The organism is Streptomyces sp. NPDC005811 (assembly GCF_040630405.1).
GTDB lineage: Bacteria > Actinomycetota > Actinomycetes > Streptomycetales > Streptomycetaceae > Streptomyces.
Map to the genome: position 1 here is coordinate 1 of NZ_JBEXXK010000104.1, position 17,086 is coordinate 17,086.

The window sequence follows — 17,086 nt, forward strand, 5'->3', positions numbered from 1 at the left end:
GTCAGCCAGCTCAACATGCTCGGTTATCAAGTGTCCCTCCAATCAGCGGAAGCGGGGTGACCTGCGGGAAGGTTGGATTTTCGAATCAGACTCCTAGGGATGGGAGACCCCCTCGCACAAGCACCGCCAGTACGGTGTAAACGTGCAGGTCGTCCCCGATCCGGGCGGCCGGCTGCTGTGGCTCTCGCGCGCGTTGCCGGGCCAGGCTCAGGATCTCACCGTTGTCTGCACTCACTGGATCATCCGCATCGGCGAGCGCCAGGGCGTCCCCATCCTGGCCGATCTTGTCTCGAGGGCGGCGGCCCTTGGGTGAGTACCGCCATCAAAAAACGCAGGCCCTTGCAGGAACTCACCCTTACCCAGAAGACCGTCAACCGGGAGCCGGCCGCGGCACGCGCACCGGTCGAGCGCGGCGTCGCGGTACTGGAATCCTGGCGGACCTTCCGCAGAGCAAAGTGCAGTCCAAACCACATGACGTCAATCGCCGATGCCGTCCTCATCCTGGAGCGGCAAGCGCTGACGAAGCTGAGTGATCGTCGGCCCCGTCCCAGCGGCATCAAAAGCGACGTGATCCCTGCCGCACTCGCGACCAGATAACGTACGGCCGGGGAAGTGCACCCGCTGTTCGTCCAGTTCTGGGAACTTCGTGAGAGAAGGTCAGGCACCTGGATGATGCCTGCTCCCTGATCTGCGTCGTTCCGCCGCGGACTCTCAGAAGCTTCCCAGAAGCTCTCGGGAACGTCGCAACGGTAGCCGCCACTATGTGCGGGTCCCCCTGGAACGCGGCGCCGGGTCCCTCGGTCCGGCGCCGCGCCCCCCCGCGAGCGAAGCGGAGTGTTCCCAGATGACTGCCCCCACGACCCATCCCCAGTCCAGGCCCGGTTCCAGCCTGCGGACGCCAAGCTGCACCGAGCCAGTACAACTGATCGGCCCCTGGCGGAACGCTACGGAGGGGGCGGCGGCCGTACTGTGCGCGGTGGTCGCCATGGCTGCTGTGACCGCGCTGGCCCTGGCGTTGCTCGACGCGGACTCCTACGGATCACTGGGGTCGTTGACGATGACCGTGACGGCCATGGCCGTCGGCGGCTCGGTCAGCGCGGATCCGGGTGTGTCTGGAAGTACCGGAGGGATGGGTGGCCTGGCCTCCTTGTTCGGTGGCGGTGGCGGCATGCAACCGTCGATGAGCGGTGCGGCCGACGCCGTGCCGCTGGGAGTCACACTGGTTGGCGCCGTGGTCCTGTGGATCGTGTTCTCCTGGCGGGTGCGTCACAGGAAGCAGCGGCGCTTCACCAGCGGTGAACTGGCCGTTCGGGCGGCCGGAGCAGGAATTGCGGCTCTGCTCACTTTCATGATCGTGGCTGGCTTTGCGCATGGACCGGCCACCATGCCGGCGTCGGTGATGGCCGGGATACGCGGAAGCGGCAGTGACCAGACTGCTGGTGGTCTCGGCAGCGGCGGTGGCTTGGGGGGCCTCTTGGGCGGTGGTGGTGGCTTGGGCGGTCTCTTGGGCGGTGGTGGTGGCTTGGGTGGACTTTTGGGCGGTGGCGGCGGCACGGGGGCCCCGTCGGTGATGACCTACCACGTCGGCGTGGGGGCGGCAGGCTTCGGCGCGTTGCTGTGGACGGCCGTCGTGATCGGTGTGGGCTGCTTGATCAGCCGTCAGGTGCGGTTGCCTCTGGGCGGTGCGCTGGACGGGCTACGCGCCATCTGGGGACCTAGCCTCTCGGTCGTCGTCCGTACACTCCTCGTCCTCGCAGTCGTGCCGCTGCTGGCCATCGGTTTTGTCGGCGCGGTGGTCGGTGATCAGGCGGGCACTGTGGCGGGTGCCGTCCTGCTGCTTGCCCCGAACGCCCTGGCGGTGTTCCTGACCCTGGGCGTTGGTTCCTCGTGGACGGCCGCGGTCCATCCGGTGCAGAGCGACAGCAGTAACCCGCTGGCCGCGATCATGGGCGACATGCGTGGCTCGGGTGGCGGTCAGCAGATCGCTCGTACCGAACAGCTCGGGACTCTGTCGGCTGGCGGGTGGCCGCTGTGGCTCGCGGCCTTCATCGTGTCCGGCCTGATCCTGCTCGCCTGCGCCTATCGTGCGGCCCGAGCTACACATCCCAGTCACAAGCAGTCGGTGTTCCGCGATCGGGGTCGGCTGGCCGGGCACCTCGGCATGGCCGAGCGGGTCGGTGTCGTCACGGCTGTCGTACTGGGGGCGGGAGCGTGGCTGGTGGGTGCGTCGGGGCACTTCGGCGTCAGCATGTTCGGCAGTCAGATGGGGGGAATGCAGGCCGAGCTGAGTGGTAACGTGCTGAGGACGGTCGCCTTCGGCCTGTTCGTCGGCGGTCTGGCGGGGTTTGCCGGAAGCCTGTTGTCCGAAGTGCGTGGTGACCGTGGACTTACGGAGTGAAGACATCCCACTTTCGTAACCTGCCTTACAGGATTCCGGTTGCCGTGGGTTACGTGTCTGATCCTGTTCCTCCCGCATCTGGCGGCGCCGGGAGTGTATCTCTCGTCGTCTGGAGGCATCCATTGACACCTGTTGAGCGTTTCACCCTGCCTGGCACCAGCAGCGGGAACGTGCCCGGCGCGGCCTCCGCCACAGGCGTGAACCTGCTGGTTGTGGACGATGAACCCATCGTGAGGGAACTGCTCTGCGCGGCCTTGCGGTACGCCGGTTTCACTGTCGCCGCAGCCGGGTCGGGCCAGGAGGCGCTCGTCCGGGCGCGGGAAGTCTCGCCGGATCTGGTGCTGCTGGACGTGCTGCTCCCCGACCTGGACGGCTTCGAGGTGATCAGGCGGCTGCGTGAGCAGTGCCTTCCGACGGCGGCGCCTCATACCGGACACATCCCGGTCGTGTTCCTCACCGCCCGTGACGCCACCCGGGACAAGATCGAGGGTCTGCTCCTGGGCGGCGACGACTACGTGACGAAGCCGTTCGACCTCCAGGAGCTGATCGCTCGCATCCGCGCTGTGCTGCGTCGGACCAGCGGCGACCCCACCACCCTGCTGTGCGTAGCAGATCTGGAACTCGACCCCGACGCGCTCCAGTCGGCTCGCGCGGGCGAGCCACTTCGTCTGTCGCCCACAGAGTTCCGACTGCTGCACTACCTGATGACCAACGCCGGGCGCACGGTCTCCAAGGCGCAGATCCTTCAGCGTGTCTGGGACTACGACTTCAATGGCGACAGTGGAATCGTGGACACCTACATCAGCTACCTGCGACGCAAGATCGACAACGGGGGTCCGAAGCTGATCCACACTGTGCACGGTGTGGGCTACGTGCTGCGCGGACCGAAGTCATGACCCGGCCCGGCCATGTCGGGGGGTTGTGGGTGCGTGCGTCCTTGCGCAGCCGGGTGCTGCTTTTGGCCGTAGCCCTGCTGGCGACCGGGTTCACGGCGTTCACGCTGGTCACCGGCAATGCCTTGCGTGGCTACATGGAGGGCCGTGTAGACGCCCAACTCCGTGCTGCAGCACAGGTGTTCGCCCTGCTGCCGCCAGCGGTGGCGGAGAGCGGGGTCGAGCGAACACCGCCGACTGTGCTGGCTGACTTCAGCACTGATGTTCTCGGCAATCCCGTCATCACCTACATCGCTGAGGACGGCACTGTTGAAGGCAGCATCGACTCACTGGCAGGGGGAAAGCGGACGCGCAACGCGCAGGGCCCGGCTCTTTCCCGGCTGGACGGGGCCGCGGTCGCCGTCCATGGCGGCCGCCCGTTCACCGTCGCCGGCACGAGGGGCGACACACGCTGGCGGGTGATCGCCGTACCCATGGCGGCGCGCTCCGTACTGCCAGAGACCACGATGTCGTCGGCGGCCGAGTCCGGCAGTGTGGTCGTGGCGACGTCGATGGAGCAAGTGGACGGCACCGTGGACCGCATGTGGGAGAACTACTGGAACACCGGGTTCGGCCTCCTCGTTGTACTGGCCGTGGCCTGCTGGTTCGCGGTCCGCTCCGGGCTGCGTCCGCTGTCCCGCGTCGAGCGGACGGCAGCCGAGATCGCGGGCGGTGACCTCTCCCGACGAGTGCCCGAACTCGCGGGGCCGAATACGGAGTTGGGTCGTCTGGCCGCGGCGCTGAACGGCATGCTCAGGCAGTTGGAGACCGCGTTCGCCGCCCGTGCCGAGTCCGAGGCTCGGATGAGCCGGTTCGTCGCCGACGCCAGCCACGAGTTGCGCACCCCCCTCGCCGGCATCAAGGGCCTGACCGATCTGCACCGTATGGGCGCCATCCCGGAACGGGAGGACATCGATGCCACGATGGCCCGCATCGCACGTGAGTCCGAACGCCTCACCTGCCTCGTTGAGGACATGCTTCTGCTGGCCCGCCTCGACGAACAGGCGCTGAAACTCACGGGACAGCGTGCGGTCCGTGCGCCAGGCGCCCCGCTGGGTCTCGACCTCGCCCCCGCTGACCTGCGCACACTCGCCGCAGACGCCCTGCACGACGTACGCGCCCTTGACCCGGCCCGAACCGTTGCCCTCACCGGACCGGCCGGTGCAGGCCCACCCGCCTCCGCTCCGGCGCTCGCCGACGAGTCCCGCCTGCGCCAGGTCGTCACGAACCTGGTCGGCAACGCCGTCACCCACACACCGGCTGGGACAGCCATCCGCATAGGTGTGGGCACGGTCGGCGGCCACGCGGTCCTTGAGGTCGCCGACGAAGGACCGGGGCTCACCGCGGACGAGAGCAGCCGTATCTTCGAACGCTTCTACCGCGCGGACACCTCCCGCAACCGTGCCACCGGCGGAGCCGGGCTCGGCCTGTCCATCGTGCACTCCCTGGTGAGCGCCCACGCGGGACACGTCGAGGTCGACTCGGCCTCAGGCCGGGGCGCCACCTTCCGGGTCCTCCTCCCGCTGTTCACGGAACAGCCGACGCGGACAAGCCCAGTGGAGCGGGCAGTTCTTCCTGACTGATTGTAGGAATCAGCTGGGATGGGGTGGCTGCGCCGGGTCTTTCGCAGGTGGACTCGAGCGGCCGCCCGGACAGCCGTGCAGCTTTCCTCGCCGACACAGTAAGCGTGGCGCCAAACCGGCGCACGGCGGCGTGCCAGGTCGCGGTGGTTTCCATCGCCGCTCGGCCGGGCTACGTACACCGACGGTCGATGGCTGTCTGTGATCGGCTTGTTGAGCCGTTCCAGTTCCTGGAGGGGAGCGACGAGACCGGCGACCGAAGGAGGCGAGTACCCCCAGGCGTAGAGCATGGCTTCTGTCGAGAACGCGAAGCCGACCCACGATGAGATGGACGCGGGAGCCCTGGGTCGGTGAAGGCAGCCACGACGTACAGGTTGTAGGCGGCGGGGACGACCGAAGAAGCCGGCTGCGGCGACCTGAAGCGTGCTCATCAGGCAGCAGGGCTGTCGAGGAGGTCCAGTGCCCTGCGGCTCCACGCGTGCACAAGGCTGGTGCGGCCGGTCAGCGAGCCGTCGTCGTAGGTTGCATAGACGGTCCGTACAGGCCGGACGGCGCAGGAGCTGTAGCGGGCGCACCCCGATTTTCCCGTCTCCGGGCCGAAGGGAAGCCGAGGGAAAACAGATGCCACCGAAGAGAGCGCGGGCGTCGGCCACATGATGGTTGTCCGGCACGCACTCGACTCGAATCCGCGCAGGTGGACTGCGTCCGGCAGATTCCGTGCGAACACGTCCGACGGTGCGTTGCGTGCGGGTATCGCCGGTACCCCGTCACGGAAAGGGTCTGTGCGCTGCCGCCTACACTGCGCGGGGCCTCACGAAGGCATGTCCTGCACGCCCTCGCCTGCGGGCGTGTGTCCGTGATCGCTCCGACAGCGCGCTCGCTCGTGCCTTTTTGCCTCCCCTGTGCTCACGTCATCTTCAGAGTCCTGTCCGGGGAGGGTTTTCCTGGATCTCTTCGACCAAGAGGCCGAATGCTTCTGGGTACGGTTCTCGGCGACGGTTGACGCTGGTTCTGGATCACTTTCAGTGCCAAGGCCACGGAGGGTCACCGAAACCGCGATCGTGAACGGCCGTGGGTGATGTCCTCCTCCAGGACCTGTGGTTCCACCAGGTCGAAGGTGTTGTGATCGAAAACGTCGTGCCTGACGGCGAGTTGGTGGCAGTGCGGGCCAGAGTTGCTACCGAGCGGGCTGTGTGTCCGGCATGCGGAACGCGGTCGTCCCGGGTGCACAGCCGATACGTACGTCGGCTCGCCTACAACGCGGTCGGCGGGCGCCCGGTGCTGATCGAGTTACAGGTACGGCGTTTCCACTGTGGTCAACGTTCCTGCAGGCAGGCGACGTTTGCCGAGCAGGTCGACGGACTGACGGTCCGCCACGGCAGACGCAGCACCGGCCTGCAGAGGGTGCTGGAGCGCGTGGCGGTGATGCTGGCCGGCCGCCCCGGCGCCCGCTTGTCCCAGGCTCTGGCGGCTGGGGTGAGCAGGTCAACGCTGCTGCGGTTGATCCGTCGCCTGCCAGAGCCTGAGACCTTGACACCGCGGGTGCTCGGGGTGGACGACTTCGCGCTCCGCAAGGGCCACAACTACGGCACGATCCTGATCGACATCGAAACCCGTCAGCCCATCGACCTGCTGCCGGACCAGACGACGTCGACAGTCGCCCGGTGGCTCGCCGAGCATCCCGGCGTCGAGGTGATCTGCAGAGACCGCTCTACGGCCTATGCCGAGGCCGGACGGCTCGGCGCCCCGAACGCCATCCACGTCGCGGACCGATGGCACATCTGGTCGAACCTGGCTGAGGCCGTCGAGAAGACGGTCGTCCAGCACCGAACTCTGTTGCGGGAACCACACGCCCCCTCCATCACCAGGGCTGCCGCGGACATGGAGAACACGAACCTCGAACAGTCCCCTCCCACGAGGCCGCGGACAACCGGCCGATTCTCCGATCGCGTCCGTGAACAGCACATGGCCGTCCATGCTCTCCTCGACCAAGGCGTCGGACTGCGCGCGATCGCCCGCCAGCTCGGGCTGGCCCGCAACACGGTCCGCCGCTTCGCCCACGCCGCGGACCCGGACGAGCTCCTGGTCGGCCGGTGGACCGGCCGCACCAGCATTCTCGACCCCTACAAGCCCCACCTGCACCAGCGGTGGGCCGAGGGCTGCACCGTCGCCCGCCGCCTGTTCGAGGAAGTCCGCGAGCGCGGCTACACCGGCGGCGAGAGCGTCGTGAAGAAGTACGTGGCCAAGCTCCGTGAGAACTTCCCGCACGACCTGCCCCGCAAAGCACCGTCCGCCCGGGACGTGACCAGATGGCTCACCCGGCACCCCGACCGCCTCACCGACGACCAGGCCCAGCAACTCAAAACAATCCTGACCCGCTGCCCCGCGCTCGACCGAACCTCCCATCACGTCCGCGCATTCGCCGAGTTGATGAACGACCGCCAAGGCAAGCACCTCGACCAGTGGATCGCCAGCGTTCAGGCCGATGACCTACCCGCCCTGCACACCTTCGTCACCGGCCTTGGCCAGGACCTCGACGCCGTCGTCGCTGGCCTCAGCCTCCGCTACAGCTCCGGCGCCGTCGAAGGTCACAACAACAAGATCAAGATGCTGAAGAGGCAGATGTTCGGCCGAGCGAACTTCGACCTGCTCCGCAAATGGGTCCTCCTCGCCGCGCGAGGCCGTTCATGATCGCGGTTTCGGTGACCCTCCGTGGCCTTGGCACTGAAAGTGATCCAGAACCAGAGTTCAACCGACGCCGACAACGGTTCAGTCCTTCCTGCAGGTGAAGAGCGACGACAGTTGCGGAGTTCGACGCATTGGAGAGACGTGACAGCCGCCCGGCTTGTTGGCCCGGCGCGGAATTGTCGGATCCGGCCGGTGGGTGACTACAACCTGTGTCGTGAACAAACATCTTTTGATCTTCGCTGACGGGGCCGACCGGGACGAGTGCGCGATGGCCGTCAACGGCCGGTCCCGGTCGAGTCGAACTTCGCCGGGGAGGAGCAGTACAAGAGGGACAGCGGCGACCTGGTCTTGCTGCCGCTATCGAGGACCTGGGATGGGCCGCCGGGTCCGCGTTCAGCACGCCCACCCCGGGAGCCCCTGCGGCGCAGCTCAAGCGATTCCTCGGCTCAGCCAGCTGCCTCCGGCAGGAAGACAGGCTCGCCGCGCGGCTCGTGGAGCCGAGGTCGTCGGCGGCCACCTCCCGATCGTGGCGGCAGACGGTGACGCCGCTGAAACGTAACGTCGCAGCCTGTCTCGACCGGAGGTGCGATGACAGTGACATTCTGCCTTGAGAAGGGCTGATGCAGGGTGCACGCTGGTGAGTGCAACGGCCGAGACCGCCGAGGAGCGCCCTTGGCGGTCGCGGCGCGGCGAGAGGTGCACGATGGACGAGCACGCCACCGCGTCGGGTTCCGACGATGTTCGGCTGGCACAGGGCCCTGCGGCTTCGGCCGTGGTGGACGGCCGGGGAGTGCTGGTCGCCTGGAGCACGGCCGCTCGTGAACTGCTGGGGTACGAGGCGACAGAGGCGGTCGGCAGGATGGCTGCGCGGTTGCTGGGGGAGCCCCTGCCGGCGGACGTCGACCGTCACTGTGCTGAGCGGGAGGCATGGAGCGGCCTGATCCGCCTGCGGCACCGTGATGGCTCTCGGCTGCGGGCGTGCCTCGAGGCTCGATCGTTGCTGGATGCGGTCGGGAACGCACTCTGGGTGCTTACGGCCACCGTGGCTCCGCCGTCTTCGGCGGACGCGGCGAGCGAAAGCGGTGAACCGGACACGTCCGTTCTCAAGCGGTGGGCGCTGGAGCAGCTTCCGCTACCTATGGGGCTGTACGACCGCCGAGGGGTCTGTATCGCCGCCAACGCGGCGATGGCGAGGGCAATGGGCACATCCGAAAGCGGCCGACTCGGCCTGCGCGTCGGCCATGACGAGCACGGGCGACCTTTCAAGGGTATGGAGGGCCTGGCCGACGCTGTGGAGCAGGTATGGCGGAGCGGGCGGACGGTGTCGCGGGAGACTCTTTTCCGCGCGCCTGGTGAGGAACGCGCGCACGGTTGGATGACGTGGTTCTACCCGGTCGTGGATCCCGCAGGGCGTGTGTGCGCTGTCTCGGGCGCGGGGGGTGACGCGTCCGAGCAGGTTCGTGCCCGGCAGAGGCTGAGCGTTCTGAACGAGGCCGGAGTACGGATCGGCACAACACTGGACGTGGGCCATACCGCGGATGAACTGGCTGAGGTCGGCACGGATCACTTCGCCGACTTCGTGGTCGTCGATCTGCTCGACAGCGTCCTCAGCGGCGGAGAGGCCGAGAGAGTGCCATCCGTCGGTGGCCTCCTCTTCCGCAGGGCTGCCCAACGGTCCGTTCTACCGGGCTGTCCCGAGGCCGTGGTTCCGATCGGGGTGCTGCACAGCTATCACGCTGAGTCTCCGCCTGGCCGTGCACTGGCCGCTGGCCGTGCCTTGCGCGAACCAGTCGATTACCGCACCTTGGGTATGTGGGCCACGGGCTCCCCCGAGCGCGCCCGCAGTATTCGGACCCACGGCATCCACTCGATGATGGTCGTGCCGCTTCGTGCGCGAGGTGTCACTCTGGGACTGGCGCTCTTCTGCCGCCACCGTACGCAGGAACCTTTCGAAGAGGACGACCTGCGGCTGGCCGAGGAACTGGGCGCCAGGGCGGCGGTTTGGGTCGACAACGCCCGCCGATACACCCGTGAACGAGCGATCGCCCTCGCACTGCAGGAGAGCCTGCTCCCCGACTGTTCCTCCCGTCAGACAGGTGTGGAGACGGCTTTCCGGTATCTGCCCTCCGACCCGGGCGTGGGGATCGGCGGTGACTGGTTCGACGTCATCCCCCTGTCGGGTGCGAGAGTCGCGCTGGTCGTGGGAGACGTGGTCGGCCACGGTATTGAGGCATCGGCCACGATGGGACGGCTGTGCACGGCTGTCCGCACCCTGGCCGACGTTGACCTGGCCCCTGACGAACTGCTCACCCAGCTTGATGACCTCGTCCTGCGCCTCGACCGCCAGGCGATGACGGAGGGCGCGGCCCAGAACTGGAAAGGGGACGGACTCGGCGAGGTGGGAGCCACCTGCCTGTACGCCATCTACGATCCCGTGTCGCGGCGCTGCTCGATGGCCCGGGCCGGCCATCCCGAACCGGCCCTCGTTACCCGGGACGGTGCCGTGCGCTTCCTGGACCTCCCCGCCGGGCCTCCGCTGGGGCTGGGCGGCTTGCCGTTCGAGGTCGCGGAGTTCGAGCTGCCGGCAGGCAGCGTTCTCGCTTTCTACACCGACGGGCTCCTCGCCGGACGCGACCTGGACGAGGGCCGCGACGTGCTCCGTGATCTCCTCGTCGGCAGCCCTGCCCGCCCCTTGGAGGACACGTGCGACAGGGCCGTCCACGCTCTGCTGCCGGACCGCCGAGCCGACGACGCGGCTCTTCTCCTGGTGCGAACCCAGCAGCTGAGCGCCGACCAAGTGGTCACATGGGAGCTACCCGCCGAGCCCAGGGCCGCCGCACGCGCCCGTGATCTCGCGTGCGAGAAGCTGGCTGACTGGCGCTTGGATGACGCCGCCTTTGCGGCCGAACTCATTGTCAGCGAACTGGTCACCAACGCCATCCGCTACGGCCGTCCTCCGATCCACCTGAGATTGATCCGCGATGCCACTCTCGTCTGCGAGGTGAGCGACGCCAGTAGTACGGCTCCCCACCTGCGTCGCGCCCGTGTCTTCGACGAAGGAGGCCGTGGTCTGTTCATCGTCGCCCAGCTCACCCAACGGTGGGGCAGCCGTCACACATACTCGGGCAAGACGATCTGGGCCGAGGTACCTCTTCAAGAGGAAGCGGCGGTGTCCGTCGGCTCAGCGGCAGGGTGATGAGCTGAGCAGCGCCTCGGCCTCCTTCGATGCCACGGCTTCATGGGTGCCTCGCGACGGGTCCCTGGGGAACAACTCGTGCGGTGCGGTGTGCCGCCGACGACGCTCACCGTGCGGGCCGGTCGGTGACTCCGTCCAGATCTGCCGTTCTCGCCGCCCGGCGCGGCTGCCGACCAGAGCTCCACGCTCCGATGCGGGTGGTTTGGGCAGTAAGGCGACCCGCCCGCAGTGTGTCCAGGATTTGAACAGTTAGCGATGCCCACGCGGCCCTACGTTGCAGGTCAACGAACGACCGGCAAAGGAGCCGCGCGATGCACATCACCGCCGCACTGACGGAAGCGAAAGGTGCCCCCTTCACCCTGGCGCCCTTGGAACTCGACGACCCACGACCGGGCGAGGTCGTCGTGAGGATGGTGAGTTCGGGTGTCTGCCACACCGACCTGATCGTCCGGGACCAGTGGTATCCCGTACCGCTGCCCGCCGTGCTGGGGCACGAAGGGGCCGGGGTCGTGGAGGCCGTCGGCAACGGTGTCACCCAGGTGGCGCCCGGTGACCATGTCGTGCTCACGTTCAACTCGTGCGGCGGCTGCCGCATGTGCGCGCAGGGACGCACCGCCTATTGCGACCAGTTCCTGGCGTACAACTTCGGCGGTTCACGCATCGACGGCACGACCCCGCTGCACCGGGAGACCGGTGACGTCCACGGCGTGTTCTTCGGGCAGTCGGCGTTCGCCACGTACGCCCTGGCTGGCGAGCGCAACGTGGTGAAGGTCGACCCGGGAGCGCCCCTGGAACTGCTCGGCCCCCTGGGCTGCGGCATCCAGACCGGTGCGGGTGGCGTCCTCAACTCCCTCAAGCCCCCCGCGGGCAGCAGCATCGCGATCTTCGGCGCGGGCTCGGTCGGCCTGAGCGCCGTGATGGCGGCCGTTGTCGCGGGCTGCACCACAATCGTCGCCGTCGACCTCAACGAACACCGCCTGGAACTGGCGCAGGAACTGGGCGCGACCCACGTCATCAACGGTGGCGAGGGCAACACCGTCGAGCGGCTGCGTGAGCTGACCGGAGGCCTCGGACTCGACTACGCCCTGGAGACCACCGCCGTACCGGCCGTGCTGCGGCAGGCGGTCGACGCCCTCAACCAGGGTGGCACCTGCGGCCTGATCGGCGCCGCCGCGCTCGGCACCGAGGTCACCCTGGACATGTCGTCGCTGCTGTTCGGACGTGCCGTGCGCGGGATCGTCGAGGGAGACAGCGTGCCGCAGCTGTTCATCCCCAAGCTCGTGGACCTCTACCAGCAGGGCCGCTTCCCGTTCGACAAGCTCATCAAGTCGTACGCCTTCGAGGACATCAACCAGGCCGTCGAGGACTCGGAGAAGGGCATCACCCTCAAGCCCGTGCTGACCTTCGCCTGAGCCGCACACCCTCTTCGCCTGCGACCGAAGCCTGTGACCGTCCAAGGAGCCGCGTCATGAACCTGCGTTACGACACCCTCTACATCGGCGGCGAATGGGTCCGCCCCGCCACGGACCGCACGATCAACCCCGTCAACGCCAGCACGGAGGAGCCGCTGGGCCACGTTCCCGAGGCCACCGAGGCCGACGTCGACCGCGCGGTGGCGGCCGCGCGGGCCGCCTTCGACGCCCCGTCGGGCTGGGCGAGCTGGGAGCCGGCACGACGCGCCGACGTGATGGATCGCCTCGCCGACGTCATGGAACGGCGGGCCGACGAGTTCGCTGCCCGGGTCAGTGCCCAGAACGGCATGCCGGTCGCCATTGCCGGCCTGCTGGAGACCGCCTACCCGACCATGATCCTCCGTTTCTACGCCAAGCTCGCCCGGGAGGCCGTCTTCGAGGACACCCGGGAGGGTCTTTTCGGCGGGCCGATCCAGGTCCGCCGGGTGCCGATCGGCGTTGTCGCGGCCATCGCGCCGTGGAACTTCCCGCAGGCGCTGGCCATGTTCAAGATCGCGCCCGCGATGGCGACGGGGTGCACACTCGTCCTCAAGCCGTCGCCGGAGACCGTCCTGGACTCCTACCTGCTGGCCGAGGCCATGGAAGAGGCCGGTGTTCCCGCGGGCGTCATCAACATCGTTCCCGGCGGACGGGAGGCGGGCGCGTACCTCGTCGCCCACCCGGCCGTCGACAAGGTGGCCTTCACCGGTTCCACCCCTGCGGGCCGTGCCATCGCCGAGACCTGCGGACGCCTGCTGCGCCCGGTGACCCTCGAGCTCGGTGGCAAGTCGGCGACGATCGTCCTGGACGACGCTGATCTGGACCTGTCGAAGATCGGTGAGGGTCTGTTCACCGCCACCTTGCTCAGCAACGGTCAGACCTGCTTCCTGGGCACCCGTGTCCTGGCTCCGCGCAGCCGGTATGAGGAGGTCGTCGACGCCCTCACCGTCTTCGCCAGCTCCCTGACCGTGGGAGACGCCGCCGACCCCGCGACCCAGATCGGCCCGATGGCCACCGCCAGCCATCGTCAACGCGTCGAGTCCTACATCGCGAAGGGCCGTGCCGAGGGTGCCCGGCTGACCACCGGCGGCGGCCGTCCCGTCGGCCTGGACCAGGGATGGTTCGTCGAACCGACGGTCTTCGCCGATGTCGATAACAGCGCCGTCATAGCCCAGGAAGAGATCTTCGGCCCTGTCCTGGCACTCATCCCGTACGACGATGACGACGACGCCGTCCGCATCGCCAACGACTCCGACTTCGGCCTCGGCGGCACGGTGTGGACCAGCGACCCGGAACGCGGGGCGGCCGTCGCCCACCGCGTCCGGACCGGCACCATCGGTGTCAATCGTTACGTCCCCGACCCGGCTGCCCCCTTCGGCGGATTCAAGGACAGCGGCATCGGCCGCGAACTGGGACCCGAGGGCCTGCTCGCCTACCAGCAGTACCAGACCGTGTACCGATGACATCGTGACCGCCCGGACGGTGCCGGAACCATGGCGGAGCCCTGCTCGAGGAGAGCAGGGCTCCGCCCGCTCAATCCACCGTGGCATCGGCCGCCGGTTCAGGCGTTGATCCGCAGCGTGCGCATACGGTTGTAGAGCGTGGTTCGGCTGATGCCGAGCTGCTTCGCGGCACGGAGTTTGTTGCCCCCGCACTGGCGCAGCGCCGCCGTGATCGCGTTGTGCTCGGCCCGTTCCAGGGGCGTCATCCGGCGTAGCCATGGGCTGACCTGGTACCCCTCGGGCAGGTCATGGGGTGTGACGTCGCCCGCCGAGCGGCGGGCGACGACAGTCCGTACGACGGTGTGTAGTTCATGCAGATTGCCGGGCCACGGGTGGCCTGCCAACGCGGAGAGCGTGACTGGCATGAACCGAAGCCGGTTGTCGATGCCCAGGCCGTCCAGCATGGCCCGCACGAGTGACGGCAGTTCTTCCGCACGATCCCTCAGCGCGAACAGCTCGATCTGCGCGGGGCAGCTTGCGGCGAGCACGGCGCACTGTCCGGTCAGCTCGGCGAGGGGAGCGCCGGTGAGAGCGATCCGCAGCTCAGGATGAGCCAGGAGACGCCGTAGGTGGACGGCGCAGGCGTCCGTCAGCAGGTGTACGTCCTCGACAGCCAGCAAATCGGGGCAGCTGCTCACTGCCCGCTCCAGCTCGGCGAGCCAGGCGGCTTCTCCGCGTACGGCCGCGTCCGCGGCGTCGAGGGTGGAGATACGGTTCCGGTCCCCCCTCAGCAGCGCACGCACCGTTGTCGTACGCCCAGTGCCGGGTGCTCCACCGACGTACACCGGTGTGCCGGGCGTGAGCTGTGCCGGCCGGGCGTCGGACTGGCGGCCGGAGCCCCGGCGGGGGACGGTAGCCACCTGCTCGGGGTCATGGAACTCGACGAGGACTCCGTCGATCGCGGAGGCGACAGGACGGAACCGGACTGACACAATCCGGCCCGACGCCAACTCGACCGAGCGCGCGTGATGGGCATCAGGGCTGCCGGAAGTACGGACGCAGAGACCGGCCGCGAGTTCGCGCAGCCGGATGTGATCGACGGGGTCGAGGAGATCCACCGCTCCGGGGCTCGCCAGCACCACCCCCTCACCGAGCACCAGCACTGGCCGGTTGCGTCCGGCGGTCGCCATCCGGAACGCCGCCAGCAGCCGCTGCTCGGCGCGGCCCGCGTTCAGCAGCAGCCGTTCCTCGATGTCGCGTGCGGCACGGGCGATGAGCGGTGCCAGCAGCGGGGAGTCGTACTCGGTCAGACAGGTGATGTCGAGGACGCCTTCCAGGCGCCGGGTCACCGGGTGTGTGACGGGGTGGCCGTAGCAGCTGAACCGTTTGAAGGGCTCCAGATAGTGCTCCTCGCCGTGCACCGCGATGCCGCGGCGCAGCTCGTGAGCGGTGGCGATGGAGTTCGTGCCCGTCGTTTCCTCCAGGAAGACTCCACCCGCAACCACGCCGAGGGTCTCCAGACGGGCGCGCAGCTGTCTGGCGCCGAAGGGCATGTTCACGATCCGTGACTCACGGTCGGCGAGCAGCACACAGAAGTCCGCGTCGCCGATCTCCGTGGCGAGATCGGCGAGCACCGGTTCGGCAGCGGCGACGAGGCGACTGCGCCCGTCCACCGCGTCTGGTTCCAGCCGGAGGTTCGGAGCCGTGGGGCTGAGCCCGCTCAGCTCGGAGCGCCACCAGGAACGCGCGATCTCCGGACGCATGGTGTTGTCACTGACGTGCACCGCGACCTCCGGCGAGAGGCACATGCCGCGGTTATGCGGCTTGGATCGGATATATGCAGGTTAGGCGTTGTGGTCGGTCAGCGGAACCGGCCGTGCCGCCTTCTAGGTTCGGGAGCCGGGCAGGTGAGAGGCGAGCGCGGCCCGCAGAGCGCGGGGCCGCTCGGCGGCCAAGTGCCCGCAGTTGATGACTTTGAGGACGGCTTGAGGGATGCTCGCCGCGAGTTCCCGGGCGTGCTCCAACGGAGTCGCCAAGTCATGGGACCCGCCGACTACAAGGGTGGGCGCGGTGATACCTGCCAGAGCGGGGCGGAGGTCGTAGGTGGCGAGGGCGTCGCAGCAGGCAGCGTAGGCCACCGGGTCGGTCTCCGCGAGATTGCCGATCAGCCTGCGGCCGAAGGGGTTCAGGGCGAAGTCCGCGCCAGTGAACCAACGGCTCGGGCTGGTCGCCAGCAGGGGAGTGGTGCCCTTGCGCCGCACGAGTTCCGCCCGCTCGTGCCAGGGTTCTGGCGCTCCGAAGTGTGCGGAGGAGCAGACCAGGGCCAGGGAAGCGACACGCTCGGGCTGGTGTGCGGCAAGGTGGGCACCGATGGCTCCGCCCAGCGAGATGCCCGCGTAGTGGAAACGTTCCCATCCTTGGCGGTCGACGAGCTCGAGCACCAAGGACGCCAGATCCCCAACCGTGGTGTGGCCCGGCCTGGGATCAGGCAACAGGGCGGTGGCGGAACCTCCGTGTCCGGGAAGATCGAAGCGCAGGACCTGGAATCGGCACGCCAAGGAGGGCAGCTGGGGTTCCCAGACGGCTTTGGACGTACCCAGGGACGGGCCGAGGACCAACGGCGGTGCGTCAGCCGGGCCTACCAGGTGGTGGTGGAGCAGATGGGGTCTGGGCACGGCGGTTCCTCCGGGTCGCCTATCGTTCGAGGACGAGGGCGAGGCCCTGGCCCACGCCGATGCAGAGGGTGGCGACACCGGTGCCGCTGCCCCGGCGGGCGAGCTGGTGGGCGACGGTGCCGGCGAGCCGGGCGCCGGAGGCGCCGAGGGGGTGGCCGAGGGCGATGGCGCCGCCCTGCGGGTTGAGGACCGCCGGGTCGAACTCGGGCCACTCGGCGACACAGCCCAGCACCTGGGCGGCGAAGGCCTCGTTCAGTTCGAGCACGGACAGGTCCGCGAAGGTCCGGCCGGCCTTGGCGAGCGCCCGGTTGACGGCCTCGACGGGGGCGAGCCCGAAGTAGTCCGGGTCGACGGCGTGCACCCCGGTCGCCGAGATGCGGGCGAGCGGCTCCCGGCCGGTGGCCTTCAGCCCCTCCTCGTCCACCAGCAACAGGGCCGCGGCACCGTCGTTCAGCGGCGAGGCGTTGCCCGCGGTGACGGTCCCGCCCTCGGGGCGGAAGGACGGCTTCAGCTTCGCCATGGCCGCCAGGGAAGCGTCGGGGCGTACGCATTCGTCGGCGCCGAAGATCACCGGGTCGCCCTTGCGCTGCGGCAGCGACACGGGGGCCAGCTCGGCGTCGAACAGACCGTCCGCCTGCGCCTTCGCCGCCTTCCGGTGCGAGGCGAGGGCGAACTCGTCCTGCTGCTCACGGCTGATCTTGTGCTTGTCGGCGATCAGTTCCGC

General features: G+C 68.5%; 10 protein-coding genes and 1 pseudogene. 8 read left to right on the top strand and 3 right to left on the bottom strand.

The window, feature by feature from the left end:
• Positions 1-112: 112 nt before the first annotated feature.
• From ABZ490_RS50910 to ABZ490_RS50945, 8 genes and pseudogenes are all read left to right on the top strand, one after another.
• Positions 113-513, top strand: a pseudogene (locus ABZ490_RS50910) (transposase family protein); the annotation flags it as partial.
• Positions 514-889: 376 nt separating this feature from the next.
• Positions 890-2,398: a streptophobe family protein gene (locus ABZ490_RS50915; protein WP_359007481.1), complete on the top strand. Its 1,509-nt coding sequence runs from the start codon at positions 890-892 to the stop codon at positions 2,396-2,398.
• 170 nt (positions 2,399-2,568) lie between these two features.
• Complete coding sequence (locus ABZ490_RS50920) at positions 2,569-3,294, top strand: response regulator transcription factor (RefSeq protein WP_359007484.1); 726 nt, start codon at positions 2,569-2,571, stop codon at positions 3,292-3,294.
• Between the two features lie 29 nt (positions 3,295-3,323).
• Entirely contained in the window at positions 3,324-4,913 is a 1,590-nt protein-coding gene (locus tag ABZ490_RS50925; RefSeq protein ID WP_359007459.1) for a HAMP domain-containing sensor histidine kinase, read from the top strand.
• 1,068 nt (positions 4,914-5,981) lie between these two features.
• The gene (locus tag ABZ490_RS50930; protein WP_359007462.1) at positions 5,982-7,601 is read left to right on the top strand and encodes an ISL3 family transposase; all 1,620 of its coding nucleotides are present in this window, start codon (positions 5,982-5,984) and stop codon (positions 7,599-7,601) included.
• A gap of 700 nt (positions 7,602-8,301) precedes the next feature.
• Positions 8,302-10,794 (top strand): SpoIIE family protein phosphatase, encoded by a 2,493-nt coding sequence (locus ABZ490_RS50935; RefSeq protein ID WP_359007465.1) that lies wholly within the window; start codon positions 8,302-8,304, stop codon positions 10,792-10,794.
• A gap of 311 nt (positions 10,795-11,105) precedes the next feature.
• The gene (locus tag ABZ490_RS50940) at positions 11,106-12,206 is read left to right on the top strand and encodes an NAD(P)-dependent alcohol dehydrogenase (protein ID WP_359007468.1); all 1,101 of its coding nucleotides are present in this window, start codon (positions 11,106-11,108) and stop codon (positions 12,204-12,206) included.
• Between the two features lie 56 nt (positions 12,207-12,262).
• On the top strand, positions 12,263-13,708 hold the full coding sequence (locus ABZ490_RS50945; RefSeq protein ID WP_359007471.1) for an aldehyde dehydrogenase: 1,446 nt from the start codon (positions 12,263-12,265) through the stop codon (positions 13,706-13,708).
• A gap of 98 nt (positions 13,709-13,806) precedes the next feature.
• On the opposite strand, the gene ABZ490_RS50950 is transcribed toward ABZ490_RS50945, so the two are convergent.
• From ABZ490_RS50950 to ABZ490_RS50960, 3 genes are all read right to left on the bottom strand, one after another.
• A complete protein-coding gene (locus ABZ490_RS50950; RefSeq protein ID WP_359007474.1) occupies positions 13,807-15,495 on the bottom strand; it encodes a helix-turn-helix domain-containing protein in 1,689 nt (562 codons plus the stop codon).
• Between the two features lie 78 nt (positions 15,496-15,573).
• Positions 15,574-16,440, bottom strand: coding sequence for an alpha/beta fold hydrolase (locus tag ABZ490_RS50955; RefSeq protein ID WP_359007477.1), 867 nt, complete (start codon positions 16,438-16,440; stop codon positions 15,574-15,576).
• On the bottom strand, positions 16,382-17,086 hold a 705-nt coding region (locus ABZ490_RS50960; protein ID WP_359007479.1), incomplete at its 5' end, for a thiolase family protein. The genes ABZ490_RS50960 and ABZ490_RS50955, both read right to left, overlap by 59 nt.

What these genes read in the sequence shown, in the direction of transcription:
- ABZ490_RS50935 (WP_359007465.1), top strand. Translation starts at nt 8,302, where the DNA reads ATGGACGAGCACGCCACCGCGTCGGGTTCCGACGATGTTCGGCTGGCA.
- ABZ490_RS50950 (WP_359007474.1), bottom strand. Translation starts at nt 15,495, where the DNA reads ATGTGCCTCTCGCCGGAGGTCGCGGTGCACGTCAGTGACAACACCATG.
- ABZ490_RS50940 (WP_359007468.1), top strand. Translation starts at nt 11,106, where the DNA reads ATGCACATCACCGCCGCACTGACGGAAGCGAAAGGTGCCCCCTTCACC.
- ABZ490_RS50945 (WP_359007471.1), top strand. Translation starts at nt 12,263, where the DNA reads ATGAACCTGCGTTACGACACCCTCTACATCGGCGGCGAATGGGTCCGC.